24 protein-coding genes, 2 tRNA genes and 2 pseudogenes are annotated in these 26231 nt (G+C 55.1%); 11 read left to right on the top strand and 17 right to left on the bottom strand.

The annotated features are described in order from the left end of the window. Window positions 1-15: 15 nt before the first annotated feature. Genes ALFI_RS15630 through ALFI_RS15645 form a run of 4 tightly spaced genes read right to left on the bottom strand, consistent with a single transcriptional unit; the run spans window position 16 to window position 5962 of the window. Window positions 16-1227 carry a DUF4876 domain-containing protein gene (locus ALFI_RS15630; RefSeq protein ID WP_014776533.1) on the bottom strand — a complete coding sequence of 404 codons (1212 nt, stop codon included), beginning with the start codon at window positions 1225-1227 and terminating at the stop codon, window positions 16-18. 43 nt (window positions 1228-1270) lie between these two features. Further along, a complete protein-coding gene (locus ALFI_RS15635; RefSeq protein WP_014776534.1) occupies window positions 1271-2773 on the bottom strand; it encodes a DUF6850 family outer membrane beta-barrel protein in 1503 nt (500 codons plus the stop codon). Window positions 2774-2775: 2 nt separating this feature from the next. Further along, complete coding sequence (locus ALFI_RS15640; RefSeq protein WP_009597716.1) at window positions 2776-3165, bottom strand: hypothetical protein; 390 nt, start codon at window positions 3163-3165, stop codon at window positions 2776-2778. Between the two features lie 4 nt (window positions 3166-3169). Continuing rightward, window positions 3170-5962 (bottom strand): TonB-dependent receptor, encoded by a 2793-nt coding sequence (locus ALFI_RS15645; protein WP_014776535.1) that lies wholly within the window; start codon window positions 5960-5962, stop codon window positions 3170-3172. 217 nt (window positions 5963-6179) lie between these two features. Between ALFI_RS15645 and ALFI_RS15650 the strand changes: the two genes are divergently transcribed. Both ALFI_RS15650 and ALFI_RS15655 read left to right on the top strand, forming a co-directional pair. Further along, window positions 6180-6671 carry a flavodoxin gene (locus tag ALFI_RS15650; protein ID WP_009597720.1) on the top strand — a complete coding sequence of 164 codons (492 nt, stop codon included), beginning with the start codon at window positions 6180-6182 and terminating at the stop codon, window positions 6669-6671. 2 nt (window positions 6672-6673) lie between these two features. Continuing rightward, window positions 6674-7054 (top strand): DUF2023 family protein, encoded by a 381-nt coding sequence (locus ALFI_RS15655; protein WP_009597722.1) that lies wholly within the window; start codon window positions 6674-6676, stop codon window positions 7052-7054. A 25-nt stretch (window positions 7055-7079) separates the two neighbouring features. Here ALFI_RS15655 and ALFI_RS15660 read toward each other — a convergent pair. From ALFI_RS15660 to ALFI_RS15690, 7 genes and pseudogenes are all read right to left on the bottom strand, one after another. After that, window positions 7080-7382: pseudogene (locus ALFI_RS15660) on the bottom strand (PfkB family carbohydrate kinase); the annotation flags it as partial. Between the two features lie 62 nt (window positions 7383-7444). After that, the gene (locus tag ALFI_RS15665; protein WP_227042824.1) at window positions 7445-7798 is read right to left on the bottom strand and encodes a relaxase/mobilization nuclease domain-containing protein; all 354 of its coding nucleotides are present in this window, start codon (window positions 7796-7798) and stop codon (window positions 7445-7447) included. A gap of 47 nt (window positions 7799-7845) precedes the next feature. After that, a complete protein-coding gene (locus ALFI_RS17585) occupies window positions 7846-8127 on the bottom strand; it encodes a plasmid mobilization protein (protein ID WP_244264985.1) in 282 nt (93 codons plus the stop codon). Beyond that, window positions 8114-9913 (bottom strand): reverse transcriptase/maturase family protein, encoded by a 1800-nt coding sequence (locus ALFI_RS15675; protein ID WP_014776537.1) that lies wholly within the window; start codon window positions 9911-9913, stop codon window positions 8114-8116. Before ALFI_RS15675 ends, ALFI_RS17585 begins: the two co-directional genes overlap by 14 nt. A gap of 569 nt (window positions 9914-10482) precedes the next feature. Then, window positions 10483-10740, bottom strand: a pseudogene (locus ALFI_RS15680) (plasmid mobilization protein); the annotation flags it as partial. Window positions 10741-11019: 279 nt separating this feature from the next. Continuing rightward, a complete protein-coding gene (locus tag ALFI_RS15685) occupies window positions 11020-11910 on the bottom strand; it encodes an IS3 family transposase (RefSeq protein ID WP_014774758.1) in 891 nt (296 codons plus the stop codon). Further along, on the bottom strand, window positions 11907-12410 hold the full coding sequence (locus ALFI_RS15690; RefSeq protein ID WP_081488122.1) for a hypothetical protein: 504 nt from the start codon (window positions 12408-12410) through the stop codon (window positions 11907-11909). Before ALFI_RS15690 ends, ALFI_RS15685 begins: the two co-directional genes overlap by 4 nt. A gap of 185 nt (window positions 12411-12595) precedes the next feature. Between ALFI_RS15690 and ALFI_RS15695 the strand changes: the two genes are divergently transcribed. Then, entirely contained in the window at window positions 12596-13093 is a 498-nt protein-coding gene (locus ALFI_RS15695) for a DUF3408 domain-containing protein (RefSeq protein ID WP_014774946.1), read from the top strand. A 296-nt stretch (window positions 13094-13389) separates the two neighbouring features. Here ALFI_RS15695 and ALFI_RS15700 read toward each other — a convergent pair whose 3' ends face one another. The 5 genes from ALFI_RS15700 to ALFI_RS15720 form a co-directional block, all read right to left on the bottom strand. Further along, window positions 13390-14619 carry a site-specific integrase gene (locus tag ALFI_RS15700; RefSeq protein ID WP_014776539.1) on the bottom strand — a complete coding sequence of 410 codons (1230 nt, stop codon included), beginning with the start codon at window positions 14617-14619 and terminating at the stop codon, window positions 13390-13392. 345 nt (window positions 14620-14964) lie between these two features. Then, window positions 14965-15050: transfer RNA gene (locus tag ALFI_RS15705), tRNA-Leu, on the bottom strand. 42 nt (window positions 15051-15092) lie between these two features. Continuing rightward, window positions 15093-15998: a tRNA (adenosine(37)-N6)-dimethylallyltransferase MiaA gene (miaA, locus tag ALFI_RS15710; protein WP_014776540.1), complete on the bottom strand. Its 906-nt coding sequence runs from the start codon at window positions 15996-15998 to the stop codon at window positions 15093-15095. After that, a complete protein-coding gene (locus ALFI_RS15715; RefSeq protein ID WP_009598246.1) occupies window positions 15991-16500 on the bottom strand; it encodes an IS1096 element passenger TnpR family protein in 510 nt (169 codons plus the stop codon). The genes miaA and ALFI_RS15715 overlap by 8 nt, the downstream gene beginning before the upstream one ends. A 48-nt stretch (window positions 16501-16548) precedes the next feature. Then, window positions 16549-17532 carry an acyl-CoA reductase gene (locus ALFI_RS15720; protein ID WP_042494220.1) on the bottom strand — a complete coding sequence of 328 codons (984 nt, stop codon included), beginning with the start codon at window positions 17530-17532 and terminating at the stop codon, window positions 16549-16551. Window positions 17533-17689: 157 nt separating this feature from the next. On the opposite strand from ALFI_RS15720, the gene ALFI_RS15725 reads away from it, so the two are divergent. Both ALFI_RS15725 and ALFI_RS15730 read left to right on the top strand, forming a co-directional pair. Beyond that, complete coding sequence (locus tag ALFI_RS15725) at window positions 17690-18292, top strand: nitroreductase family protein (RefSeq protein WP_014776542.1); 603 nt, start codon at window positions 17690-17692, stop codon at window positions 18290-18292. 108 nt (window positions 18293-18400) lie between these two features. Further along, window positions 18401-18473 (top strand) — tRNA-Gly (locus tag ALFI_RS15730). A 166-nt stretch (window positions 18474-18639) separates the two neighbouring features. On the opposite strand, the gene ALFI_RS16755 is transcribed toward ALFI_RS15730, so the two are convergent. After that, window positions 18640-18834, bottom strand: a complete 195-nt coding sequence (locus tag ALFI_RS16755; RefSeq protein ID WP_009598271.1) for a helix-turn-helix domain-containing protein — start codon at window positions 18832-18834, stop codon at window positions 18640-18642. Between the two features lie 803 nt (window positions 18835-19637). Here ALFI_RS16755 and ALFI_RS15735 point away from each other — a divergent pair. The 6 genes from ALFI_RS15735 to ALFI_RS15760 all read left to right on the top strand — a co-directional run bounded on the left by ALFI_RS15735 (window position 19638) and on the right by ALFI_RS15760 (window position 26210). Further along, window positions 19638-20213, top strand: a complete 576-nt coding sequence (locus ALFI_RS15735; RefSeq protein ID WP_014776545.1) for a hypothetical protein — start codon at window positions 19638-19640, stop codon at window positions 20211-20213. Between the two features lie 370 nt (window positions 20214-20583). Then, the gene (locus ALFI_RS15740; RefSeq protein ID WP_014776546.1) at window positions 20584-21738 is read left to right on the top strand and encodes an acyltransferase family protein; all 1155 of its coding nucleotides are present in this window, start codon (window positions 20584-20586) and stop codon (window positions 21736-21738) included. Window positions 21739-21760: 22 nt separating this feature from the next. Then, window positions 21761-23374, top strand: a complete 1614-nt coding sequence (locus tag ALFI_RS15745) for a hypothetical protein (RefSeq protein ID WP_014776547.1) — start codon at window positions 21761-21763, stop codon at window positions 23372-23374. Window positions 23375-23589: 215 nt separating this feature from the next. Further along, window positions 23590-24045, top strand: a complete 456-nt coding sequence (locus ALFI_RS15750; RefSeq protein WP_009598148.1) for a hypothetical protein — start codon at window positions 23590-23592, stop codon at window positions 24043-24045. A gap of 100 nt (window positions 24046-24145) precedes the next feature. Beyond that, the gene (locus ALFI_RS15755; protein WP_009598194.1) at window positions 24146-24790 is read left to right on the top strand and encodes a hypothetical protein; all 645 of its coding nucleotides are present in this window, start codon (window positions 24146-24148) and stop codon (window positions 24788-24790) included. A gap of 91 nt (window positions 24791-24881) precedes the next feature. Continuing rightward, window positions 24882-26210, top strand: coding sequence for a hypothetical protein (locus tag ALFI_RS15760; RefSeq protein ID WP_014776549.1), 1329 nt, complete (start codon window positions 24882-24884; stop codon window positions 26208-26210). Window positions 26211-26231: the final 21 nt, after the last annotated feature.

A 26231-nucleotide genomic window follows, 5' to 3' on the forward strand; every position in this document is an offset into this window, starting at 1 on the left:
GGTCGTTCTTCCGGCTTACTTGATCAGCGACGCCTTCGTATTGGACTCGAAGTCGTTGGTCGAGTTGTTCGAGTCGATGAGTTTGCCGCTGGAACCGCTCTTGCGGATCACCGACTTGCCGAAGCGGCCGGCATCTCCGTCGGCCGTACCGCACCATGCGTAACCTGCGTCGAGCGAAGCGTCCCACGGGGCGATGTAGTATGCGTCGCGGCAGCCTGTGTTCACGGCGTCGAGTATCCATTCGTTAGGCACGCGGTAGCAGTTGCGCAGCGGCAGCGTGTAGTCCGAGCCGTTCGGGGAGTGGAAGATATACTGGGCGTCTTTGAGCGGGTATTCGGCGAGGAACTGCTCTGCAGTCAGGCCGACGGGCGGCATGGCGATAGCCACGGCGTTGAAGCCGCGGTTGTGGAGCACTTGGACCGTCAATGTCGAAGCGTACCATTTGTCGAGGTTGGGCACGTCGGGGTTGTCGATATCCAGATAGTTCTCGTTCGACGAAACGTCGTACCACTCGAAATCGGCTTTCGTGGCGTCCCACGAGTTCGGGTTGCCGATGGTGTGGTTCTGGGCGTTGTTGACGACGATCAGCGACTCGCCGGCTTTGACCAGCACATCCTGTCCGTTGCCGGGAATGCAGTAGAACGCATTGCCCGCACAACACTCCTTGCGGAAGTCCTTGCCTTCGATCATCTCGCTGTTCATGCCCGAATTGAGTCCGCTCGAAAGGATCAGCATCATGCCGTCGGCATAGAGGTCTTCGTCGGAGTTGTTACGGATCTTGATGTACTGGTCGCCCAGCCACCTGTCAGGCTTTCCCGTTTCGGGAAGCGCCGTGCCTGTGAAGTAGATCTCCTCGATCACGAATTCGCCGGCTTGCAGCGTGATGTCGCTCTGTTTGATGGTTACGGTCGCCAGAACGGTGCTCTTGCCGCTCCGCGTCACGTTCACGACGGTCGAACGTTCCGTCCCCGTTTCGTTCTCATCGACGGACAGCACCAGCGCTTTGCCCGAAGATTCGGCTTTATTGATCTGAACCCACGACGCAGCATCGGCGGGAATATTCACGTCGAAATTTTCCTCGGGCACGTTTACCAGCACATTGCCGCCGAGCGCGCGCAAGATTTCGGATACGACGACGGGATTGACCGTTTCTTCGGGATCGTCGGTGCAGGATGCGAAGCCCGCTGCGAAGAGGGCCGTGGTGAGAATTAAGAAAAGCTTTTTCATAATTGGTTTTTATTATTGGTTTGACAAATATTGGTTCGATCGTTTAGAACAGGATGCCGAACGTCGCCGTCAGAACGTGTTCGGACAATCCTCCGCTGTAAAACCGGGGCGTCCACCCCGCCTCGGCGAAGCAGGCCAGATTCCGGCTCAGGCGGCGTTCGGCCCGCAGGGACACCTCGGGGGAGACGGCCCGGCCGCTCAGCCGCGCCGCCGTGTAAGTCAGGTATTCCGAAATGTTGTTCAGCACGTTGCTGAGCGAAACCTCCTCGTCGGGCGAGACGTAACAGCCGATTCCTGCCGTCGCTTTCACGCGCCACTGCGGACGGAGCCATTCTGCGCTGCCGCGTACCGCTCCGCAGAACTGCGCGAGCCGCATCCGCCGTGCCGGATAGGCGTACGTGGCCGTGGACTGCCGCCATTCCGCGCGGGGACTGAACATGTAATTCACCGTGCCGCACCGCCATTCGACGGTCGCTTCGGCGTCGGCGTGCCAGATACGGTTCTTATACATCGCCTGTTCATCGACGATGACGCTGTGTCCCGTACGGTCGGCTATCATTTCGATACTGCGGCGCAGTTCATAGCCGCCTCCGGCGCGCAGGCTCCAGCGGCCGCTGCGGTAGGCTGCGGAGAGGGTCGCCTGACGGGTTTTGAGCCGGGTTATGGGGACCGTGTTGTTGGATTTGTTGAGCCGATCCGTCGTAAGGCTTTCGAATGCGGCACGGGCATACCAGCCTTTCGCGTGCCGCGGCATGAGCTGTGCCGCCAGCAGACAACCCTTTCCGTCATAGCCGATGTTGAAACTATCGCTGTTCAGTGAATAGCGGGTGTAATAACTGCCCAGTCCGGTCATATACAGCTCGGAAGAGCTGGCGCCGGGCGGATAGAAAAAGTCTATGTCCTGATCCTGTTTATAGAGCCGCCCCTGCAGGTCCAGCCCCAAAACGTACTGAGGGAACTGCATGCCTACGCCGAGTTTGATCGTGAAATCCGACACGACGTTGTGGGGCCGCGGATCGACCTGACGGTATTCCTGTCCGGCGCGGTAGTCGCCCCGGATCGCAAGGTCGAAGCGTCCCACCCGGTGGACATAGCCGCCGCCGAAAGCATATTCCTCGGTCGAGAGGTTTCCTCCGGCGGAATCCGCCGTGATGCAGGGATAGAGCAGCAGGTAGTCGGCCGTGGAGTTCCAGCAGACGTTGCGGCGGTTGCCGCGGACGTACCGGGCGTCTGCCCACGCTGCCGACCGCTCGCTGAGCCGCCGGTAGCTTTCGGCATAAAATCCCCCGTCGAAGGCTCCGTCGCCCAGCGGTTGCAGCAGCGCCTCCTGCTCACGGCGCAGGTCGATGCGGAGCGAGATCTGCGAAAGCGACTGTTCGCTGCGGTAGAGCATCATCGCGGGCGACTCCGTATGAAATCCGGCTACGGCCCGTTCGTCCTCCGCGCTGAAAACGGAAGAACGCTCCAATACGCCGAGCGTATCGCGCTGGGCGGAAGCGGCGGCGGGCAGCAGCGCCAGTATCGACAGAAAAAGGGCCTTCATCATCGTCAGATCGATTTTAGTAACAACACGATCGATTCGCTGTCCTCTACCCAAGTCATTGCTGCTGGAATCTGATTGTAATCCGTGCAGCGCAGAATCTTCTTTTCTCCGGTCGAATAGGTCGCGTCGGCTTCGACGATGAACGTGTAAACCCCTTTGCGGAGCCGTATTGTCGCGCTGTTCTGTTCGGCGGCGGGAAATGGCACCCGCTCTCCGGAGTTGATATTGTCGAAGTAGGAGATGTCCGTGCGTATTTCCAGCTTTTCGACGGGGCGGCTGTCCGGCATCACGAACCGGATGGACAGTTCGGTGAAAATCGAATCGTCTTTTTCGCAGGCCGAAAACAGCAGTGCGGAGAGCAGAAACAGGGTCCGTATGGTAGATTTCATCATCATCGCATTACAGTTTGAAGTTGAGTTCCATGCCGAAATAGGGGCTGGAATAGCGGCGTACCAGTGCGCTGGTCTCGTTTCTGTACGAAGGACTGTATGTGAACAGCCGGTTTACGAAAATCGCAATGTTGAGCCGGTCGCGGTAAAGCCGTTTCGAGATTTTGAGATTGACGTTCATACTGAAAGGCGTGAGACGGTAGAGATAGGCTTCTTTCGATACGTTGTCGTGGATCATATGCTGCAAAATACCGTCGGCTGCCGACTCGGCCGTAAACGGATGTTCCTGTAACTGCAGGTCGAGGTAGCTGGTCGGCGCAGGATTGCACCATTCGGCCTTCATGCCGGAAAACCACTGGCATTGGAACGACGTGGAGAAAATCAGCCCCAGTTTGGGAATCTGGGTGTCGAGCAGGAAATTGGTGTTGCATACTTCGTGAAACGTGTTGTCGTCCTGATCGTAAAGCCCGATGTAAGGATAGGGCGTCCCTTCTGCGAGCTGTACGGTCGTCAGGACGTACTGGGGTTCGCTGTTCTCATAGCGGGTTTTGAAATAGGCGCCCGAGACGATGAGTTTCGTGGCCAGCCCCCGGATGCGCCGCGTGGAGAGCGAGAATTCGATGCCCTGCTTGAATGTGCGGCTTCCGTTGGTCTTGACGCCGACGGTCTGGAATACCGTTTTGTCCTTGTAGGGAAGCCATTCGAGCTGCGGCGGTCCGGTGAACTCCATATCCTTGAGCGGTCCGGTGTCGTATTCGCGGTAGGTCCGGGTGAGTACGTCGGTCGAGGTGCGGAATCCCGAGGTCATATTCTCCCGGAAATAGGTTACCGACAATCCGTATCCGTTCCACTCCGCATTGCCGCGCACCTCCCATTTGAAGTTCCGCGCCGCCTTCAGGTCGTAATTGGTGGGGTCGTGCTTGAAGACTTCCACATTGATACGGCGTTTCGATTCGTCGTCCGCCGGGAAATAGTTGAGCCGCGTGTAATAGGAGTAGTCCGGTTCGGGGAAGAGCTGGTCGAGCGTAGGCGTTTTGGTGTGCCATCCCGCGCCGCCCGCGAATGTGATGCGCATCGGGTCGCCTGCCATGTCGAACGCCGGAAGCGTCACCGAGAGGTTGGCACGCGGATCGAAATGGAATTTGCCCTGCAGGGTGTAACGGCTTCCGAGATTGGCCATGGCCGTCGTACGCAGTCCGGCCATTATCTCGATCCGCCACTCGCCGGCCGTAATCGTCGTATTGTCCTCCAGAAACGCCGAGAGCCGGTGCAGCGCCGGCAGGGCGTCGTAACGCCGCGGATGGGAACTCATCAGGTCGGTAAATGGGCGCGTCACGTCGTAAAGCAGACCGCCGCCGTAATTTTTCGACATGTTCCATTCGGCTCCGATGCGGATCGTGTTGCGGCTCAGCGGGGTGTCGGCTCCCAGCAGGGCTACCGCCTTGGCGTTGGCGTAGAACGGTTTGTTGTCCACCTGCAGGGTCGCTTCATAGCGGACCGGCAGCACTTCCATATCGAAGACGCCCTCTTCGACTGCCGTGCGTATAGGGACGTTGCCGCTGTTCGCTCGGTAACGCCAGCGGTCGATCAGGTCGAATTCGGAAGAGACGGAAGCGGAAAAATCGAAGCTGCGGAAAAAATTCGCACCCTTGGATTCGGCGGTGAAATTCACCGCCGCGACGACGTTGTTGTAACTCGATTTGTAGCGTTCGAGGGGGATGCCCGCCGGGCCTTCGTCGATATCCCGGTCGCTTTTTTGGCGGTCGAAAGAGCCGGTGTAGTCGAGCGATCCGCCCAACGTGTAACGGTAGGCCGAGGTGCTTTCCCAGCGTTTCTTCATGCGCCACGATCCGGTCGCACGCTGGTAGTTCTGGCGCGTATTGCGCGGGTCGTCGTGGGAGTTGAGCCATGTCGCGCCGACGTTCATCGTCAGCAGGTCGGCCGGAGCGCCCCATTCGAATCCTTTGCCGACATAGAGCAGCTGGCTGCCCAGATCCGCTTTGAAGCGGGCTTCGAGGTTGCGGCCTCCCTCCTTGCGCTTGATCTTGATCAGTCCGCTGGTCAGATCGCCGTATTCGACCGACGGAATGCCCTGCTGAATCTCTACCGAAGCTATTTCATCGGTCGGCATCGTGCGCATGTCGACGCCTCTGTTCAATGAAATATTATTGCCGACGGTCGTTCCCGAATTGTATGTCATGCCCGCGTCGTTCGACATCGGAATTCCGTCCATGACGAACGAAACGCCGAGCGATGTAGTCTGGTAATCGCTGTTCGAGGTGCCGATCTCGCGCAGATGAATGTGGTTCGAGGAGGAAAACGAGGGGTCGGAGGCCCGTCCGCCGGGCAGCAGTTCGAGCAGGTCCCCGAAACTCGACGGCTGGATGTGGTTCATCGCGTCCCGGCCGATATGCACGCCCGAGACCGGTCCCCGCACTTGGGTCGCCGTGACTACGACCTCGCGGATCTGCGTGTCGCTTGTCCGGAGCCGGACGGTCCGCAGCATGTCGCTGCCGCTGACGGGCCGTACCTCCATCCGTTGGGAGACATATCCGATATATGAGATATCCGCATTGTAGGTATTCGCGGGCAGGGTGAAACGTGCCCGGCCCTCCTCATCGGTCGTCGTCGCGTAGGCCTTTCCTCCCCCCGACATAGGAGTCAGCGCCACCGTAGCATACGCCAGCGGATTGTGCAGGGAATCGGTAACTTCGAACGTGATCCCGGCGTCGGGCCGGCCGGACTGCCCGTACGTGTACGCAGGCAGCAGGATAAATAGCAAATATTTCAGGAGTAGCCGCATAGTTCTGTTTTCACGGGACAAAAGTATAGCGCCCCGGCATATGCGGCAATCGCCATATCTTGGTAAATTGCATTGCAATCATCACCAATAATAATGAGTTGCGTTCGTGCGGCATCCCATCATAATGCTATCCGGCCGCGCCAAAACCCCTAAAATCCGGTATTGACGATCCGGTGGGAATGCTGTTTCTTTGCCGTAAACCAAAAACGACGAAATTATGACTGGTATCTTTTTCGGCAGTACGATGGGCACGACCGAGGCCGTGGCTGCGGATATTGCCAAACAATTGGGCGTCGCGGACGCCGATGTACACAATGTGGCCGATACGCCGGCCGGCGAAGTGCAGAAATACGACCTGCTCGTGCTGGGTTCTTCGACGTGGGGCGCAGGCGAATTGCAGGACGACTGGTACGGCTTTTTGGATCAGCTGAAGGCGCAGGATCTGAGCGGTAAAAAGGTGGCGCTTTTCGGCTGCGGCGACAGCGGTTCCTATCCCGATACGTTCTGCGATGCCGTCGGGCTGATTTACGACGGCTTGCAGCAGAGCGGCTGCACGTTCGTCGGAGCCTATGCGCCCGAAGGGTATGACGAAACAGGTTCGCTGGTCTGCCGCGGCGGAAAGTTCGTGGGACTTGCCGTCGATGAAAGCGCGCCCGACAAGACCGACCGGCGGGTTGCCGCATGGTGCGAACAGATTAAAAACGAGTAACGATGAGCGCCGAGGAGTTCAGCCGTTACGATTCGATGAAGCTGTTCCTGCACCAGATTTACGAGTTCCAGAAAGGTGTACGGAGTCTGGTGCTCTGCACGATGTGCCGCACCTGCGCTTCTCTGCTCTCCGAGCGGCTGGAAAGGCTGGGTATCGCTTACCGGATTCAGTCGGTGACCGACAGCAAGGTGAATCTTTACTTCGGCAACCGCATGTGTCTGGAGACCGTGGCGACATTCATCCACAAGCCGCTCAACGAACTCTCCGCCGAGGAGGATTTCATGCTCGGCGCGATGCTCGGCTACGACATCGCCGGGCAGTGCGAACGTTATTGCAAACGAAAGTCTCCGGGTGTTTCATCAGAACAAGCGGCGGTCAACTGACCGCCGCCTATTCCTTTCTGATCTGCGCCGTGAACGAATCCCCCGCGCCGACACCGTCGGCCACTTCGACGTGCGGCGTGGCGACGTACGACATGCCGTCCGGAGTGAATACATGGCTTCCGACGGCGCCGCAGGTGAGTATCACGGTACGGAGTCCGTATTTTTCGAGCAGGTCGCGGCACTGCGCCTGTATGCCGAACATCCGGCTTACGACGGTCAACTCCTCGTCGTTTGTTTTCAGAATATTGCTGCGGCAGAGCGAGTCGTGGACCACCTCCGGCGAATAGAAATGCTGCCGCAGGTTGATGTCGAAGATCTTATAATGTCCCGCTGCGCAAAAAACGGAACCGCGGAAAAGCCACAGTCCCGATTCTTTGCCGTTGCTCTCCGTTATTCTGTTTCGAAATCATGCGACAGCTTATGTCCGTTCTCATCGACACGCAACGATACCAGATGGAGATGCTCTCTGGAAATGTCATTATGCTTGAAAACAATATAAGGTTGATCTCCATATCCCATACGTTCCATATACTCCTTGGCGGTTTCCCGTAACTGTTCGCCTGTCAGTTTGTCTTCGGGCGAAGGATTCAGTAAAACATGGAATACCGTATTGGTCGTTCTGCGGTTGGCTTCGAGGTATGGCCGGAAACTATCCATACAAGCGTCGATATCCATTCGCCCGTGTTTATCGAACGGTTCGAGCATCTTCTGCCAGAGGAGCACTTCGGCTTCATCCTTATCCACTTTCTCCTTGTTATAATACAACGCTCCACTGGGCGAGGGGCGCGATCTTATATTCGCAACCATTCCTTAGCTTGTTTGGCAAGGTTCAGTATCTTGATACTAAAGGCTTTCAATTCCCTCATGCGCTGTTCCAATGCGGCGATCTGATGCGGAATCGTGACGTTGGAAAAGTGCGAATTGACGACCTTTACGACCTGATTATGCAGGCTAAGTACCCGGCGCCTTGTCTTATTTCCAAGATAGGTTTCCCAATACTCGCCTCCGAACCGGACGTACATCTTCCAGCGTATCCGGCTCTCCGCTAATATTGTCAGTCTAAAACGTTCCATGATGTATCTTTTGATGACAGCTTCCGCAAACGGCCATAGTCTTACGCCGTCTGGCAATCATCAGTTTTTCCCAATTCTCCTTGCCTTTCAGTTCTCCGAGTTTACGCACATGGTGCATAACCAGATTATCCGTAGCACCGCACAACTCACATTTCTGAGCTTTCAGCCTATCTATAAGGCTTGTGGTGCTGACGCCGGGCATTGGATTCGGGCATCTGTCAACCGACCGATCATAGGAAGGTCTTTTTCTTTTGAACCCTTCATTGTATAGGCGACGTTCTTTTGCTTTGCCGTTTTTTACCGTATACCCGACTGTAAAGACTCCGTTGCGTTTGTATTTCCGGCAAATTCGTCTTACTGTGGTTCGGTATTTCCCGGCAAAGGTTTTGTACATACTGTACTGCATGATGTAGTGAAAAGTGTTCAGTTCAGAAGCGTTGTTAGCTATCGAGTAATAGTTGTAAAACCCTCTGATCTCGGCATTGTAACTGTCAAGGATTTCAAGGTCGTCATTATTGATAAGTTCCGACCGGTGTTTGGGAATCCATTGCTCGTGCCCGTTATGATAGCTGAATTTCAGCACGCCGAGTTCCAGCAATTTTTTCTTTATTACTTCGGTCGTCACCTTTAATCTGACCTTGTTTCCATACACACGGGACAGGCTTCCCCGTTTGTTCCGTTTTTGCAGGTTCGACTTGCGGACAGTCACCTCATATCCGAGGAATTTTGCAGGCTTTTCAGTATGAGTGACGAGCGTTTTCTCGTCCGATAGTTCCAATGCCAGTCTGTCTGCAAGGAAACGCTTTATATCGTCCTTGATCTTTACTTTACTTACGATAATTCCAATGAGGAAGTCGTCGGCATACCTCACATATTTAAGCCTCTTGAAGTTTCCGTCCATAGGGTCGAAGCACGGCATCGCGGATCGGGTTTTGTCTATCTCTTTGAGCCGTTTGACGAGCACTTTTCTTTCTACATCATTTGTCGCTGTTTTGAGTTCACGCATAACCAGCCTCTTTTGGTAAGTGAGAGCTTCGTATTCACGGCACGCTCTTACCCTGTTACCCCTGTCGAATCCGGTGGCATATTCTTTCATGTACTTATCCAGCTTGTCCAAGTAAATGTTCGCCAGTACCGGACTGATAATTCCGCCTTGCGGCATGCCGCTGTACGTTCCATGAAATCGCCATTGTTCCAGATAACCCGCCCTGAGGAACTTCCGGATAAGCCGTATGGATCGTTCGTCGGAGATACGTTCCTTCAAGATGTCGATCAGAATATCATGATTGACATTGTCGAAGAAACCTTTTATATCTCCTTCGATGAACCACTTCTTACCCGTAAAAGTCTTCTGTACGGCATTCAATGCGGTGTGGCAGCTGCGATGCGGACGGAAGCCGTGCGAAGTATCTTCAAAGTGACCTTCGTAAATAGCTTCCAGTACCATTCGTACTACCTCCTGCACCAGTTTGTCGTCGAAAGAGGGTACGCCGAGAGGTCGTGTCTTTCCGTTTTTCTTCGGGATGTGTACTCTTCTCGATGGCTGGGGAGAGTAGCTTTCGTCTTTCAACGAAAGGATCAGTTTCTCAATGCGGGGAAGGCTCATACGGTCGATGGTTTCTCCGTCTGCACCTTGTGTCATATTACCCGGCTTGGCATATATTCGCTGATAAGCCAGATAATACATTTCCTCATTGAAAAGAATACGATAAAGCCTCTCAAACCTGTATTCCGTGGTTTGACTATGCTTTGTCAGACTGTTTAATACTCTTGCGGGACTTCTCATAATGCCTCTCGCATTTTCCGTTAATCGTATTAATGAATATTAGCTGCCGCCCTTCGCCTTGTACGAGGCTTTCCCCCGCGCGGACTACTACGGCGGCTCCGTTACCATACCGGATATTCATAGACCTTCGTCCAATAGCCTTACGGCATTCCGGTTTAGGTAATCCCCGTTTACGATATAATAACTATGGCACGACAGATTGTCGGATATGACGTCCGCCTTTTACTGCTTATTGCAGTTGCGTCGTGATAAGTTCTTGCTCTCTCTGTACAACTACCACAATGAGAGTATCACGATATGACGAGTATAGTTACCCTAACGTCACAGTTTCGGCAGGTACCGCTCAGGCTGTCATTCAATCAATCCGGATTTTATCCTCATATCTGTCTTTCATCACCCCATTCAGTCGCAGTCCGATAACTGACTGACTTATGGTTTACCCCGACATGCTACACTCCCTGTCCGGTTTCCCTCTCAGATAAGTCGGTTGATGATAGGTTATTTGCAAAGAACACTTACCTAATAGCTTGCCATCGCTATATTTATTATATCGCCTTGACGGGCGCACAGTTATTGGCCAGTTTCTGAAATTGAAAATAAAACTCGTTCAGCCGGGCAATAAACTGCGTCTTCGACGGGTCGCGTTTGATGACGACAAACTCCTCGGCGAAGATTCTTTTGACGATAAAACGGCTGCGGTTATGCTCCGATCCGGCTTTGCAGAGCAGTTCGTTGAAGCGGATGTTTTGCTCCTCGTTAAGCCGAAACGAGTATTTATAACTCGGCGTTCGGGGCTTCTTGTCGGTCTGTTTTCGGTTGGTATCCATATATAGCTTGAAAAAGGGGCGCGACTTGGGAGCGGCCCCGGCCTCGCAGAGCGAGGACCTTTGTCGGACAAAACGCAGTTTGTCGGACAAAGGTACACCTCGCTGTTATCTGGCGATAACAAAAATCCGCGCCGGAGAATCTCTGACCAAAGTTTCGAAAATCCTCCGTTGCGGCTTCCGGAGCCGGGTCGGTTCCCGGTGCAATATTACAACCGTTTCGGGGTGTCCCGTCCTGAAAAAGGTTTACAGTGATTGATAATTAAAGATAAACATTTTGGTTCAAAAAATATTGTCCTGATATAAGTTTACATATGCCTTCCGAACAACCGTCTTTCGGCCCCAATGATGTTTGAGTTTCCCGGTTCTAAGTTCCGCTTCCAAGGGCGTAAGCCAATCGCAGCTGGCATGAGGTCTGAGTGAATTGTAAAGGATAACGATCTGGTCGATGCGTTCTTTTGCTGCCTGAAAACTTTCAAAACATTCCTCGTCGATCCATTCGCTCTTCAGAATACCGTTCACCCGTTCGGCAACGGCATTCTCATACGGATCGCCCTTTTCAGTCATGCTGATGCGAATCCCATTATCGGTCAGCAATTTCACATATTCTTTCGAACAATATTGGCATCCTCTGTCCGAATGATGGATTAACCCTTGCCGTTTTTGCTGCGGAGTCTGGTCTATGGCCATCCTCAGTGCACGGAGCGCTCCGTCCCGTTCCAATGTCGTATTCAGATCATAGCCTACGATCCGTTTGGAATAGGCATCCGTTATCAAAGCCAGATATGCAAATCCTTCTTTCAAAGAAATGTACGTAATATCTCCGACCCATAAACGATGCGGCCGCTCGAGGTCGAAACCCCGGATCAGATTCGGATATTTACGCATCCAGTGCCGCGAGCAGGTCGTAACGCTGTATTTCTTCCGACGTTTGACCAGAAGATTGTTTTCCGAAAGCAGCGTAAATAACCGATCCCGACTGACCGGAAATCCGTCTTGTTGCAGCAAATGCCACAGTTTACGACCGCCGAGCCTGGGCATCAGTTTCCGGTAGTAACCCACCCGCTCCAAAAGAAGGGTGTCGGACAAAGATCCTTCCCTATTACGCCGTAAATGTTTATAATAGGCCTGACGGGTATAGCCGAACAACCCGCACAGAAACGACAGGCTCATTGCTGTGTGTCTTTCTTTGAGACGCTGGACTGTCCGGCTGCGGATTTTTTTAGCAGGTCGATACCGTATTCTTCTTGGAGGATATCTCCCATGATCTCATAGCCTTCCAGACGTAATAAAGCCTCTTCCAAGCGCCGCCGAAGGGCTTTGTTCTCGGATAATAATTCACTGGCTTCTTCACTCGTAACGCGGGACATGATCGGATAAGGATTAGGGGTACTCACAAAGCTACAACTATTTTTCGCTTTCCACCGCTGACCCATCTTATGAATCGTAGACATGGGAATACCATGTTCTTCGGAGAGTTGGCGAGCCGTCTTGACTCCGCTCAAATACTCCTGTAAAATCAGATGACGCAACTGACGCGATAAATAATGACGTGATAAGTCTGAATTCGTTTTTTGCTGCATAAGATTTACTCTTTTCTGTAAACCTTTTTCAGGACGGGACAGGGCAAAAAAAATCCATCGGTGCGGACTGGAGCGGTCTGGAGCGGACATCGGAACCAAGGTATTTCACCCGGTTGTATCTTGCAGCATGAAAGGTCGGTTTTCTTATTCCGTTCATTATCCCGATATAAACCGCATGAAACGGGAAACGGTATTTTGAATGGTTTAAAACATAAAACCAAACACACGAGCTTTATGACCGTATAACGAATATTCAATCTCAAAAACATTGTACCATGGATTCATTAAAAGAAACTGACAAACCTGCAACAAACCTTCCGAAGCATCCCCGTATCGAAGTCGATGAGGAGTTGATGCGTCAGATGATCGCCGGACAAGCTCCTTTGGACTCGAAAGTCGTCCGTAGGATTCCCGAGCCGGAAGAGGAAAATACGGACGCTCCCGAGGGAAACACATCGGCACCAACTGCTGAAAAAACAAATGTCGACACCCAAACGACTACTGTAAAGGAGCCTGCTGGATTCCGACGGAAAAAGATCATACTGCCGGATTTCGAACGCACCTTCTTCGCTCCGGTAGATTGCCGTAACCGCTCGGCGATTTATGTCAGTGCGCAAACCAAGCGCAAAGTGTCGGAAATCCTCCACCTGTTGGGGAATGAAAGCACAAGGCTTACGGCTTTGGTCGACAATATGCTGCGCTTTGTCATGGACATTTATAGCGACGAGCTGAATTATCTCCATGAAAAGAAAAATAAAAGACGGCCGTTTTGAAAAAGCAGAGGAATTTCGACGGCAGATCACAGGACGGGATGAAATCCGCCGATCGCGGCTGAACATCAGAACCGGATCGTCAGGAGCCGCAGAATGTCGCCTTTTCCGACGGTAGCGACCAGCAAAACGCCGAAGAGGGAAATACGCAAGGCTCGCCCCTCGGGCGATTCGCATGGCCTTGCGTATTTCCATCTCCGGCGATAAATTCCCTGCCGGCGGGAAAACTTACATCGAAAATTACCCTGCCATTGACGAAGCAAGATCGGAAATCGAATTAGCTGTAAGATCGTAGGTCATTACTGCGCGACCTTGAAGACGCTGTCGAGTTTCTCGCTTAATGCCGCCATATCCTGTCCGATCTTGTCATTGGTGATTTTGGCATAGATTTGGGTCGTGGTGATCCGTTTATGTCCCAGCATCTTGCAGACCGTTTCCAGAGGTACACCCTGCGTAAGCGTGACCGTTGTGGCAAAGGTATGCCGCGCCATGTGGATCGTCGGGTTGAACGACAGACCGGCATGTCTGGCAACATGACGTAACGACATGTTCAGTGTTTTATAAGTGCCTTTAAGCGGAAAAACCTTCTCGCTTGTGCGATATGTATCCTTATAACGCTTGTAGAGCATTTCAGCGGCGGGAAGGAGCTTAACACGGAACTGCGTACCTGTCTTTTGCCGTTTGTCGATAATCCACCGCTCTCCGTTATCGTCCGTATGGATGTCCGCGTGGGTGAGTTTCACTACGTCCGCATGGCTCAAACCCGTAAAGGCGCAGAAGACGAAGGCATCCCGGTTGATACCCGTTCGGTAATTGGGGAGCCTGACATCCATCACGGCCTGCAATTCCGAAGCGGATAGATAACGTCGTTCAGCGTATTCCGCTTTGACATAGAACCCTGCGAAAGGATCGGCGGCAATCCAGCCGTTCTTATACGCCGTGTAGGTCATCAGCTTCAATTTCTTGAGCGTAGAATGGATCGTCCCGGAGCGCATCCCTTGTACCGAGGAGAGGTAGACCACAAACTTTTCGATGAAATCCCGCTTCAGCTCTTTGAACGCAATGTCCTTGACGCGGTACTCGTATTCGAGGAAGGAGGCCAGACGCCGGCGGCGTTTGCAGTAGTCCTCATAACTGGAATAAGCGCGGTCTTTGCCCACGCGCTTGCGGAAATCTGCAAGATATTCGTCGAAGGTCTGCAACAGCAGGCGGCAGTCGTCACCCATACCGAGGAAAGCGTTGCGGACCTTTTCGGCCGTAACGTATGAATCACGGTCGCAGAGACGTTGGTACTGCTTGCCGATATTGGTCTTGATGTTCTCCAACTTTTCATTGAGACGCTGGGCTTCAAGACTTCTGCCGGAGGCTTTGTTGGCTTTGGCATCCCAAAGGCTGGAACGAACGGAGAGTTTGCTGCTGAACTGCGACATCGTGCCATTGATGGTGATACGGCCCATAACGGGAACCTGACCGTGTTTTTCCGACTGCCTTTTTACATAGAAAAGGACTTTGAAAGTGCTGCGTTGCATAATAACTTGAACTTTGTGGATGGGTTAAACGTTAAGTCAAGTTATTTGTTATGCGGAAATCCGATGCAACAAACTGAAAACAAACGCCTTAATGCAAACAAAAGCATTTCGGGCAGGTAACGGATAAGTAACAAAACTCACCGTCAAACCTGCCCGATTCTGCAATTTTATTGCTCGGAACAGATGCAGAACAGGGAATTAAATACTTGCAAACAAGATATTTACTCTTTTCTGCATTCTCGTTTACCTACAAATACCGAACCTTGCGGGTCCGCCCCGGAAGTGCAGCCACCTTCGCGGCAGAAAAAAACTCCGGTCAATCAGTCGATTGACCGGAGTTTTGCGTACTCGGAGCGGGAATCGAACCCGCACGACCATTGCTGGTCACAGGATTTTAAGTCCGGCGTGTCTACCTATTCCACCATCCGAGCCACTGTCTTTCGGCGAAAGACGTCGGCAAAAGTACGATTTTTTTACGATTTACCAAAATCTATGTAACTTATAATCGCGTCGGTTTCGTCGGGCCGGAACCAGCGGATCTCCCCGTCGCGGCGAAACCACGTCAGCTGGCGCTTGGCATAGCGGCGCGAATTGCGCTTGATGAGTTCGACGGCTTCGTCGTACGAAATACGCCCGTCGAAATAGTCGAAAAACTCGCGGTAACCGACGGTTTGCAGGGCATTGAGACTGCGGTAGGGGTACACGGCGCGCGCTTCGGCTTCGAGTCCGTCGGCAAGCATCCGGTCAACACGGCGGTTGATACGGTCGTACAGCTCCCCGCGGGGCATATCGACGCCGACCTTCACGATGTCGAACCAGCGCGCGCGGCGCATGCCGGTCCGCAGCTGAGAATAGGGCAGTCCGGTCAGCAGGCAAACCTCCAAAGCCCGGACGACACGCGCGGGATTGCTGCGGTCCACTTCGGCGTAATAGGCCGGATCGAGCGTCCGAAGCTCTTCGGCAAGCCTCTCCACGCCTTCGGACGCCAGCCGCGCGGCGAGATTCCGCCGCAGGGTTTCGTCGGCCTGCGGAAGGTCGTCCATGCCTTCGCACAAGGCGCGGACATAGAGTCCGGAGCCGCCGACGGCCACGACGTAATCGTGTGCGGCAAACAGTTCGCCGAGACGCGCCAACGCCTGCGTCTCATATTCGCCGCAGTTCAAGTTGTCATTTATGTCATGGGATGCAATAAAATGATGCTCAACAGCCTGCAACTGTTCGGGCGCAGGCTGGGCCGTGCCGATAGGCAGCCCACGGTAGACCTGCCGCGAATCGGTCGAGAGAATCGGGGCGTCGTAGTTGAGCGCAAGGCGGATGCTCAGGTCCGTCTTGCCCGATCCCGTCGGTCCCACGACGACGATAAGCCGTTTGTCACTCATCGTCGTAATTGTCGTCCCCTTCGAAATCGCTGAATTCGCTCATCACGTCGTCGAAAATCGAGCCTTCGCCCGAAACGACATTCTTGGACGGATCGTACTGGTCGGGGGCTTCGGCCTGCGCATAGATCTCGCGCGGGTAGGAGATGCCGGGCTTCGATTCGAAGCTGCCCGTCAGTTCGAGGAAATAGGCCCGGTCGCCGAAGATGTCGAACAGATAGATGAGCCGGTCGCGGTTGTTGTGGATGATCTGCCCCAGCGTCACCTTTTCCATCGCCAGCGGGGCGTCTTCCGCACCGTCGTCCATATCCATCCGCGTGAATTCGCGCAGTTTCTCCCAGCGGTCGTCGGCCGTGAAGAAGGACGCCATGCACTCCTCGTATTCGAGCGAACGCAGAATGAAATCATGAAATTCGAGCAACGTCGTGTCGTACAACACTTCGTAATCGCGCACGAAGTTGTCGTTTTCATCGCTCAACATCCGGAATCGGAAAACCATCGACATAGCTGTAGGTGTTTAGAATATATCTCTATACAAATATAATACTTTTTGTCAATTCAGCGCCGCGAGAAACGCAATTACATCCCGGTCGTCGGGATAATCGGTCAGCGCCGGGAACTGGGCGCGGCCGAATCCCGTGCGGCGGCCGTGGGAAACGCACTCCGAAACGACGCATTGCAGTTCGGCGTCGTGCTGCGCGAGCCACGCTTCGACTTCGCCGAGCGTTTTGTAGCGCGAGCAGGCGATGCGGCTCAGCGCGGCGGGGAAAGCCCGCTCTTCGACGGCGACGGCGCTCCCCAGATCCCGGAAAGGACGGCCCGTCATCGTCAGCAGGGCTTTTTGCTGGCGGTAATTGTTCCGGTATTTTTCGTTCACCGCAGGCATCCGCAGCCGCAGGTCGTACCCCTCCGGAACGAAAAGCAGCGACACGCTGCGGCACCCAAGCCCCGAATAGGCCCAGATATCGTCGGCAAGGCCCTCCAACTGCGCTTCGGTCTCGCGGCCCGACAGCACGGCGACCGACTGGCGGCTGCCGCGCAGCAGGGCGGGGATTCCGGCGTACTGCGTCCGGAAATAGCGGTTGGCGTTGTCGCTGCCCGTGGCGATCACCGCATCGACCGGCGACGAGCCGTCGCAAAACCCGACCGGAACTTCGGGATCAAGCTCCCGCAGCATCCCGACGACGTATTCCGTCAGCACCCGGTCCTTGGCCGAAGGCTTCACCAGACAGCGATGGCCGGCGGCCAAGACGCACAACAAGTCGAAGAAGCCGACCAGCGGAATATTCCCGGCCATGACGACCAGCACGCGGCGCGGCACGGCGACCGGAACGGGGTAGGGGGCGAGCCATGTTTCGAGCCGGTCGCGGCGAAGCATGCCGTCGGCGATTGCGGCCACGGCGCGGCGGACATCCGCAGGCGTGAACCAGCCGTTGGCCCGGCAGGCACGCTCCGCGACCTCCTGCGTAGGGGCGTCGCCGCCGAAGTCGGCCAGCCTGCGGCCCAAGGCCGAAAAGAGTTCGATTGCGCTTTTCATGGGGACAAAGATAGTGAAAGCCGAACGGCAAAAAGAAAAACTCGTTTGCATTTTTTTGCCTGAGGCGCATCCTATTTTCCGTAAAGATCGTGAAAACCGCATAAAATATCCAAAGTTGTGCTATATTTGTATTATACGGAAAGTAAAACTCACGACTATGGAAAGAACATTCAAAGAGGCACTCCGCCACCGCCGCAGTTATTACGCGCTGGCCCCCGAATCGCCCGTCGAAGACGCACAAATAGAGGAAATCGTACGCTTCGCAATCAAGCACGTACCGTCGGCCTTCAATTCGCAGTCCACGCGCGCCGTGCTGCTGCTGCACGAACACCACGAGGAGTTGTGGAAAATCGTGAAGCGCACGCTGCGGGCGATCGTTCCCGAAGATGCGTTCGCACGCACCGAGGAGAAAATCGAGCGCAGTTTCGCGGCGGGATACGGCACGGTGCTCTTCTTCGAAGATACGAACGTCGTCCGCGACCTGCAGCAGAAATTTCCGGGTTACGCCGGCAATTTCCCCGTCTGGTCCGAACAGACCTCGGCCATGCACCAGCTGGCGATATGGACGATGCTCGAAGACGCTGGGTTCGGCGCGTCGTTGCAACATTACAACCCACTGATCGACAACGAGGTACGCAAACGCTGGAGTCTGCCCGAAGAGTGGAGGCTGATAGCGCAGATGCCGTTCGGCACTCCGGCGGGCGAGCCGGGCGAAAAGACGTTCAAACCGCTGGACGAACGCATCCGGGTGTTCAGATAAGGGCATTCAGGCCGGTTTCGCAATAAAAAATCCGCAGAACCCGCAGAAAAAATTTGGAGTTTCGGATTTTTTGTTTACCTTTGCACTCGCAATTGCGAAACACGCCATGCGGAAATAGCTCAGTTGGTAGAGCGCAACCTTGCCAAGGTTGAGGTCGCGGGTCCGAGTCCCGTTTTCCGCTCTCGTAAATGGTTGATAATCAGTCGATTATCAACCATTTTCTTTTTTTCGAAAAATACGGAAGACGGGCAGAATGTTTGCCATAACAAGCAAAACGGCGGATAAAACAAGCCGGGCATCAGAGTTATAAACTGCTCCGATGCCCGGTTATTATTTTTGCAATCACATTATTTCTTTTGTCCTTTTGGATAGGTCATTCCCGCAAAAAAATCTTCCAAAGAAATATCGTAAAATTCGCAGAATTTAGAAATCGATCCTAATGAGGGGAATTTTTGTTCACTTTCATAATCCCATATCTTTAAGTGAGTATTATTGGATAAATACTCTTGTGTATGGTCATGCTGTTCCCGAATTTCACGCATTCGTTGAGCGACCAAATTTACTAATATGGGATTTGTCGGTTTCAGTTCGCTGAATTTTTTACAAAAAAATCACCATTTCAATCTTTTTCATTACCCCATAAAGGGGAAATTCGTTTTTTTGTTTATATTTGTAGACCAAACTTTAATGTATGCAGAAATTATGCTAACTTTGCAATTGTATAATTCGGCATAGCCGACGGACATAACATATAGAGAGCAGCAACTCTTTATGCCTTACTGAAAAATTAGGAACTTTTCGAGAATGAGGTATAAATGTTGCCAGCCCTTGTTTTGTTCCGTCCGTAAGGACGGGACTTGCAAGGGCGCGGTACATTTCTCATTCGGGGTCTCCTAATACCTTCAGTAAGGAATGTTATCGCGTCCCTTGCTTTTTTTATGCCTTTGCGGGGCGCGGATTCACACCAACGAAAACCGAAGAAAATGTCCCGCCGCATCCGATTCCGGAATTACCCGAAGGCCCAAAATCCCCATTATATTTTACTGCTCTGGCACAATACGGGCCGGACGTTCCTGCCGCAAGGTTCTGCGCGGCAGGACGTCCGTTTTTGGGCCGGGGAGCGGGGGAACGCCCTCACGCCGCACGATCCGGCGCGGCGGGCGTCATAAGGTTCTCTGAGCGACACATACAATCCCGCATTCCGGATGCAGCCGGCAGGCATTGCGCCGGAAGCGGTCCCTGAAATCTGGCAGCCGGGGCGGTCTCCGCATTGAATTCTTCCTAAAGTGAAGTTGCGTCACTTGTTCGGTCGGAACCGCCCCTTTTTCAAACCCAAAACCACGCGATGAACGAAGAGGACCCCGAATTCGAGAAGACCCTGCGGGCCATCAACCATTATTACATAACGCAGGTGGGCATCTGCACCGCGGCGCTGAGCAAACTGCGGTCGGCGGAGCTAAGCGACAAGAACATCATCATCCGGGCGATCATGTGCGACATGCCCGACTGCGGCGTCGAGACCGAAGCGTCGGCCGACGATTGCGGCGTCGATCTATGGGCCGACCGGGCGGAGTATGTGAACGAGACGTCGTTCAATCTCTACGTCACGCAGGCCGAGGAAAACGTGCTCTGGAACGCCGGGGAGAAAGGCCGGAAACCGGGGCGTCTGGCGGTTCCGCAGCAGCGGATCACGGTGCGGAGCGACGGGATGGGCACGGCGCCGGTCATTCCGCTCATCTACCTGACACTGCTGAGCGCCAAACTGCTGGCGATGGCGTTTCCCGACGGGTGCACGGACGCGGAATTGTCCGGCTACAACGACGAGCGGACGATGGCGGCCCTGACGGACCGTGTGATGACGGTACTGGAGCAGCTGGCCCTGCGGGACGGGGAGGAGGAGACCCGAAGCCCGGCAAGCTGAGCGGGGACGGGCAGGGTAGAGTGCGGAGCAGGCGACGGGGAAACGGGCCGGGCCGGAACGCAGGGCAGGGACGCAGAGCAGGGACGCAGAGCAGGGACGCAGAGCAGGGACGCAGAGCAGGGACGCGAAGCGGGCGGCCGGGAAACAGGCGCCGGGGCCGCGGATGCAAACGGGAGGGGCGCAAGAGGGCGGGCGGAGACGGACGACGGAAGCGGGCAGCAAAGCGGGCGGCGAAAGCGGGCGGCGAAGCCGGCGAAATACGGCAGAAGAGATGAAAAGTGGGGTTCATGACCGATTTGAACCGCACTTTTCGTATATTTGCATCCTGTAAAAGCCAATTCACCCCAAACAACAGCAAAAACAACCACCCATGTCGGAAACAAAAGTCTCTGCGGCGGCATTTGCAGATACGAAACCCCACTACAACATACTCGACGGATTGCGCGGCGTAGCGGCGCTGATGGTCGTCTGGTTTCACGTGTTCGAAGCCTTTGCGACAAGTCACGTCGATCAGAGAATCAACCACGGCTATCTGGCCGTCGATTTCTTCTTCATTCTGTCGGGGTTCGTGATCGGCTACGCCTACGACGACCGGTGGAAACGAATGACGGTAAGGGAGTTTGTCACGCGACGGTTCATCCGTCTGCATCCGATGGTGGTAATCGGCGCGGTGATCGGAGCCGTCATGTTCTACTTTCAGGGCTGCTCCGTATGGGACGTCTCGAAAGTCTCGGTGACGATGCTGCTGGCAGCGACCCTGATGAACGCCTGCATGATTCCGGCCACGCCCGGCATGGAGATCCGGGGCGTGACCGAAATGTTCCCGCTGAACGGTCCGAGCTGGTCGCTGTTTTACGAGTATATCGGCAACATCCTCTATGCGCTGTTCATCCGCAGGCTGCCGACCAAGGCGCTCGCGGCGCTGGTGCTGCTCGCCGGATGCGGACTGGCGGCGTTTGCCGTATGGGGTCCCTACGGCGACATATGCGCGGGGTTCTCGCTGACGGGCGACAACATAGCCGGAGGGTCTCTGAGGCTGTTGTTCTCGTTCTCGGCGGGACTGCTGATGTCGCGCGTATTCAGGCCCGTGAAGGTAAAGGGGGCGTTCTGGATATGCAGTCTGGGCGTCGTCGTCCTGCTGGCCGTGCCGCGAATCGGCGGAGAGGAAAACTACTGGATGAACGGGCTGTACGACACATTGTGCTTTGCGCTGGCCTTTCCGCTGCTCGTCTACCTCGGAGCGTCGGGCAAGACGACGGACAGGACGACCGCAAGGATATGCAAATTCATGGGAGACATATCGTATCCGCTCTACATGGTGCACTATCCGTTCATCTATCTGTACTATGCGTGGGTGAAAAACGGGAACCTGACCTTCGCGCAATCGCTGCCCGGCGCAGCGGCGCTGGTCATCGGGTCCGTGCTGCTGGCATACCTGTGCCTGAAACTGTACGACGAACCGGTGCGCAGGTTCCTGACGAAGCATCTCCTGCGCACGCAAAAGCCGGTACGGCAGACACCCTGAGCCACATAACACGAAACAGACCATGCACCGCATCCGCCTCGCCATCCTCCTGTTCCTGTGCGTCTCAGCCGCAGGCTGCCAGCCCGTTCCCGGCGTTCTGCTCGACGCCGAAGCGATCGTCATGGAGCACCCTGACAGCGCCGCACGGCTGCTGGAGGGCGTTCCGGCTCCGGAGAAAAGACTCTCCCGACGCAACTATGCGCATTATGCGCTGGTGCTGACCCAAGCCCGGTGGCTCGCGGGGGAGAACATGATCGACGACACGCTTTCGGACGTAGCCCTCGACTATTACCGCACCCACACCGACGATTTCGCCGCAGCGCACAAGGCCTATTATTATGCGGCCAAGATCGCCCATCAGCGCCGGCAGCCGGAGGTGGCGATGACGCTGCTGCTCAAAAGCCGCGACATGCTGCCCCCGAAAGGGGAGTGGAGGCGGCATTACGTCGTGGAGACATGGCTCGGCGTATTCTGCGGCCAGCAGCATCTCTTCGAGGAGAAGATACGTCACGCGCAGCAGGCGTACGCCTACGCCGACAGCATGGAGCGTTACGACTGGATGTGCATATCGCTCGGCGACATGGCGCACGCCTATATGGGGCTGGACAATTATGACAGCATGGAATACTATGCGATCAAGGCGCTCAGGCTCGCCGAAGAGAAGGGCATAACCGAAAACACCTCCCCGAAGTGGGCCATGCTGATCGAAAGCGCCCTGAAACGGAAAGAGTACCGCAAGGCCGAAGAGTATTGGGAAAAGGGGTTCGGGCACGCCCCGGCATGGACCCGGTATTCATGGCTGAGCACCAAGGCCGACATCTGCAACCGCACGGGCCGCTACGACACGGCGCTGGAGCTGACAGACAGTTCCCGCCGCATGTGCGCCGACACGACGCACCTCACCTCGCGGGCGTTATGGGCGCTCAACACCTCGAACGCATGGGAGGGGAAAGGCGACGCGGCAAGAAGTCTCGAAGCCCTGAAGCAGTACATCCGGTTCAAGGACTCGATCGACGAGAAGGTGCACAGCGCCGAAGTGCTCAATATCCGCAAACTCTGGCGTTACGAACAGCTCAAAACCCAGAACGCCGCCCTTCAAAGCCAGAAACAGCACCGCGAACGCATCGTCTACGAGACGATTCTGATTTGCGCGGCGCTCATGCTGCTCGGCGCATGGTTGGGACTGCGCATGTGGCACCGCGCCAAATTGCGGGAATTCGCCCAGCAAAAGCGCATCCTGCGGCAGGAAAACGAACTCGACGCCATGCGGCGCAAGGAGGAACACCTGCGCACGACCTTTTTCCGCCAGCTCAACAGCCGTTTCATCGCGCAGGTCCGGCAGGGCGGGGAGAGCAGGAAATGCCGCATGTCGGACGAAGACTGGAAGACGATCTTCACCCATGCCGACGCCGTATTCGACAATTTCACGGTCCGTCTCCGCGGGCAATTCCCGGCGCTGAACGAGGAGGACATCCGCTATTGCTGTATGGTGCGCATGCACCTGTCGCAGGCCGAAATCGCGAGCGTCGTCTGTCTGGAAAAGGATTCGGTGAAAAAACGGCTGAAGCGCATCCGCACCGAGAAGCTGGCTTCCGCGAAGGGTTCGACGCTGGAGGAGATCCTCTCGCGGCTGTAAAATATACCCCCGGCTGCCGCCCCCGACGAATGGAAACAGCAGGCGGTCAGTCTGTTGAAAAACGCCCCGTACATTGCGATATCCCCCTGCAAACCTCCGGAAATAGCCGCGGGGCGTTTAACTTTGCACACGAAACAAGCCCTGCAATCCGGCTCCCGCAGCAGACCCGGAGAGACATACGGCAAGATTTACTAATCCCAAATTCATAGAAAAAAATGCAGAAATTCAACTACACCCCCAGCAACCCGTTCAGCGGCTCGGTCTCCTCGCTGGCCATCGGAGCAGGCATGGTCGTCGTACCTTTGGTCTATCCCTTCGGCATCCGCATCGGCCGCATGCGCATCCTCGGCCCGACGGCCGTCACGATCATCTTCGTGATCGGCGGTCTCGCGCTGCTGGCATTCACGGTCCGCGAAATCATGCAGGCCCGCAAACTCATCGCCCAAGGCGGCGAGATCACCGTGGAGGGCGGCAAGGTGACGATTCCCGTCGTCCGGAAAAAAGAGGTCGTCAACGAGTCGTTCCTGCTTTCGGAGGTGGAATACACCAAATTCGACGAGGAGGAAAACGAATTCAAAATTTCGCTGCCCGCCGACCATCACGTCATCCGCGGCGCGTTTTTCGAAAACGCGGAGGCGTTCGACGCGTTCAAGTCCATTTTCGACAAATAGCATTGCCGGCCGGAAATTCCGGCCGGTCTGCAAACACGACGTACGGAAACCTGCGCCGCTGAAACTTACCGTATAAAACAAAACTCAAACGAATATGACAATGCGCCCAATTATCAGACTCCTCGCCGCAGCCGTCGCCGCTGCCGCAACGATCCAGTCCTGCTCCACCCTGACCGGTTATCCGACCGACGCCGAAGCCAGCTACGCCAAGGCCATCGAACTGACGAAAAAGAGCGTGGACACCGACAAATTCAAAATCTACTCGCTTTCGATCATGGAGGGAGAAACGCTCTCCGACAACCTGTTCCTCGTGACGGTGAAACTGGTGAACAAGGACGATCAGGCATTCAGCCAGAGCTACTACATGAACGGTCTGGAGCCTACCGACCTGCGCGACGTACAGAGCACGTTCGAAGCTCCCGAATACGAAACGACCGTCGGCATCGACCTGTCGGAACTCGATCCCGCCCGGATCGCCGCCCAGATCGCCCAAGCCAAAACGATGCTTCCCGAAGGACACTCCTACAAATCGGTAGGCCGCTACGAAATCGAGGAGGAGGTTCCGGCCGGCAATTCCGCATTCAACCGCAACCGCAAACCGGGCCAACAGCACACCTCGTTCATCGTCCGCTTCACCGAGGACGGCAAGGAAACGGAGAGCAGCGCGGGCAAAACCTCGTACATATATTACGAAGCCAAAGTGACCGTGGGGCCGGACGGCACGCTCACGATCGAAGAAAATTGAGATTTCGATCCGAAAAAACGGGAAGTTTCCCGTTTTTTTTCTAATTTTATATCCCGATGCCCCGCCGGGACATTCCGATAATACCAAAACTATGAAAACTACACACTCATTCGTCGCTCCGGTACTGAACTCCACGCAGAGCAAAGTCAATACGGAGGCCTATGAGCAGGCTATCGACAACTATAACGAGGGCAAACACCTCGAAGCGTTCCGATTGCTGCTCGATCACCTGAACCCGGAATTCCGCACGAAATACGGCAACGCCGAAGGTACGGAATTCCATATTCCCCACGGTTCGATTCTGGTAAACATCCGCATCGGGGAGGGGAAGCTGCACATAAGCGCGGACTTTCTGGAGCTGCCCGAAAAGGGCCACGTCGCCATGCTGCGTCAGGTCGCCGACCTGAACATCAACCGGCTGATGCTGCCGCGCTTCCGCAAGGAGGGCGACAAGCTGAAGATGGAATACGTGTGCCCGCTCTCGCAGAGCCATCCGCACAAGCTTTATTTCATCCTGCGCAACATCTGCCATATCGGCGACCGCTACGACGATGAATTCTGCGCCAAATTCGGCGCCAAGCGCAGTTACGAACCGCAGGTGACGCCTTATTCCGAGGAAGAGGTGACGCGGGTCCACGAGGCGGTGCGGCAGACCTGCCGCGAAACGCTCGAAGCCGTGAAGGAGTATGAGGCGGAACGCAAATACGGCTACTCATGGAACGTGATCGACATCGCGCTCTACAAGATTTCCTATTTCGCCCAGCCGCAGGGCCAGCTGATGAACGACCTCGACAAGGCCGTCGATGACATGGACAAGGAGCTGCCCGTAGCCGAGCTGGTGACCAAAGGCAAGGCGTTTCTTGAACGCCTGCTGGCGATGCCCCGCGAAGAGCTGGCGCGCGACCTCTATTTCGTCGATACGCTGGTTTCGGCCAAACGCCGCTCGTCGCTGAACAACGTGCAGGAGAATTTCAAGGAGGTCTACAAGGAGGCCGCGGATGCCATCGAAGCGGAGAACTACGAACGGAGCGCGGTGCGCATACTCTACAAGTTCTATGAGATGTACTTCTACAACGACGTGCAGGACGACCTGAACGCCGTGATCGCCAATGCGCTGCGCAAATCGGCCGGAAAGTCGATGGAGGAGGCGTCGGAGATTCTGTTCGAAGCGCTCGAAAAGGTGATGGACGACGATCTGACGACGGACGACGACGACGAGGAGACCGGAGAGCAGGGAGCCGCCGCGGCCGCAGCCGTGGAACAGGTACAGCAGATGGCAGCCGCCATGCAGGGCGAGATCGTTCAGATGCAGGCCGCCATGCAACAGGCGCTGATGAAGGGCGACATGGCCGAATACATGCGTCTGGCGCAGGAATTCCAGCAGAAAATGATGGAACAGGCACTCGGACAACAAAAATAACAGCTCAAAATCCGTATATCC

The organism is Alistipes finegoldii DSM 17242, assembly GCF_000265365.1.
GTDB classification, from domain to species: domain Bacteria; phylum Bacteroidota; class Bacteroidia; order Bacteroidales; family Rikenellaceae; genus Alistipes; species Alistipes finegoldii.

Coding starts and splice junctions, on each gene's coding strand:
- ALFI_RS15650 (WP_009597720.1), top strand. CDS start 6,180: ATGACTGGTATCTTTTTCGGCAGTACGATGGGCACGACCGAGGCCGTG.
- ALFI_RS15755 (WP_009598194.1), top strand. CDS start 24,146: ATGCGCCCAATTATCAGACTCCTCGCCGCAGCCGTCGCCGCTGCCGCA.
- ALFI_RS15700 (WP_014776539.1), bottom strand. CDS start 14,619: ATGCAACGCAGCACTTTCAAAGTCCTTTTCTATGTAAAAAGGCAGTCG.
- ALFI_RS17585 (WP_244264985.1), bottom strand. CDS start 8,127: ATGGAACGTTTTAGACTGACAATATTAGCGGAGAGCCGGATACGCTGG.
- ALFI_RS15685 (WP_014774758.1), bottom strand. CDS start 11,910: ATGAGCCTGTCGTTTCTGTGCGGGTTGTTCGGCTATACCCGTCAGGCC.
- ALFI_RS15725 (WP_014776542.1), top strand. CDS start 17,690: ATGGAAAGAACATTCAAAGAGGCACTCCGCCACCGCCGCAGTTATTAC.
- ALFI_RS15640 (WP_009597716.1), bottom strand. CDS start 3,165: ATGATGATGAAATCTACCATACGGACCCTGTTTCTGCTCTCCGCACTG.
- ALFI_RS15695 (WP_014774946.1), top strand. CDS start 12,596: ATGGATTCATTAAAAGAAACTGACAAACCTGCAACAAACCTTCCGAAG.
- ALFI_RS15715 (WP_009598246.1), bottom strand. CDS start 16,500: ATGTCGATGGTTTTCCGATTCCGGATGTTGAGCGATGAAAACGACAAC.
- ALFI_RS15720 (WP_042494220.1), bottom strand. CDS start 17,532: ATGAAAAGCGCAATCGAACTCTTTTCGGCCTTGGGCCGCAGGCTGGCC.
- ALFI_RS16755 (WP_009598271.1), bottom strand. CDS start 18,834: ATGCGTGAAATTCGGGAACAGCATGACCATACACAAGAGTATTTATCC.
- miaA (WP_014776540.1), bottom strand. CDS start 15,998: ATGAGTGACAAACGGCTTATCGTCGTCGTGGGACCGACGGGATCGGGC.
- ALFI_RS15750 (WP_009598148.1), top strand. CDS start 23,590: ATGCAGAAATTCAACTACACCCCCAGCAACCCGTTCAGCGGCTCGGTC.
- ALFI_RS15740 (WP_014776546.1), top strand. CDS start 20,584: ATGTCGGAAACAAAAGTCTCTGCGGCGGCATTTGCAGATACGAAACCC.
- ALFI_RS15630 (WP_014776533.1), bottom strand. CDS start 1,227: ATGAAAAAGCTTTTCTTAATTCTCACCACGGCCCTCTTCGCAGCGGGC.
- ALFI_RS15645 (WP_014776535.1), bottom strand. CDS start 5,962: ATGCGGCTACTCCTGAAATATTTGCTATTTATCCTGCTGCCTGCGTAC.
- ALFI_RS15735 (WP_014776545.1), top strand. CDS start 19,638: ATGAACGAAGAGGACCCCGAATTCGAGAAGACCCTGCGGGCCATCAAC.
- ALFI_RS15675 (WP_014776537.1), bottom strand. CDS start 9,913: ATGAGAAGTCCCGCAAGAGTATTAAACAGTCTGACAAAGCATAGTCAA.
- ALFI_RS15690 (WP_081488122.1), bottom strand. CDS start 12,410: ATGTCCGCTCCAGACCGCTCCAGTCCGCACCGATGGATTTTTTTTGCC.
- ALFI_RS15760 (WP_014776549.1), top strand. CDS start 24,882: ATGAAAACTACACACTCATTCGTCGCTCCGGTACTGAACTCCACGCAG.
- ALFI_RS15635 (WP_014776534.1), bottom strand. CDS start 2,773: ATGATGAAGGCCCTTTTTCTGTCGATACTGGCGCTGCTGCCCGCCGCC.
- ALFI_RS15745 (WP_014776547.1), top strand. CDS start 21,761: ATGCACCGCATCCGCCTCGCCATCCTCCTGTTCCTGTGCGTCTCAGCC.
- ALFI_RS15655 (WP_009597722.1), top strand. CDS start 6,674: ATGAGCGCCGAGGAGTTCAGCCGTTACGATTCGATGAAGCTGTTCCTG.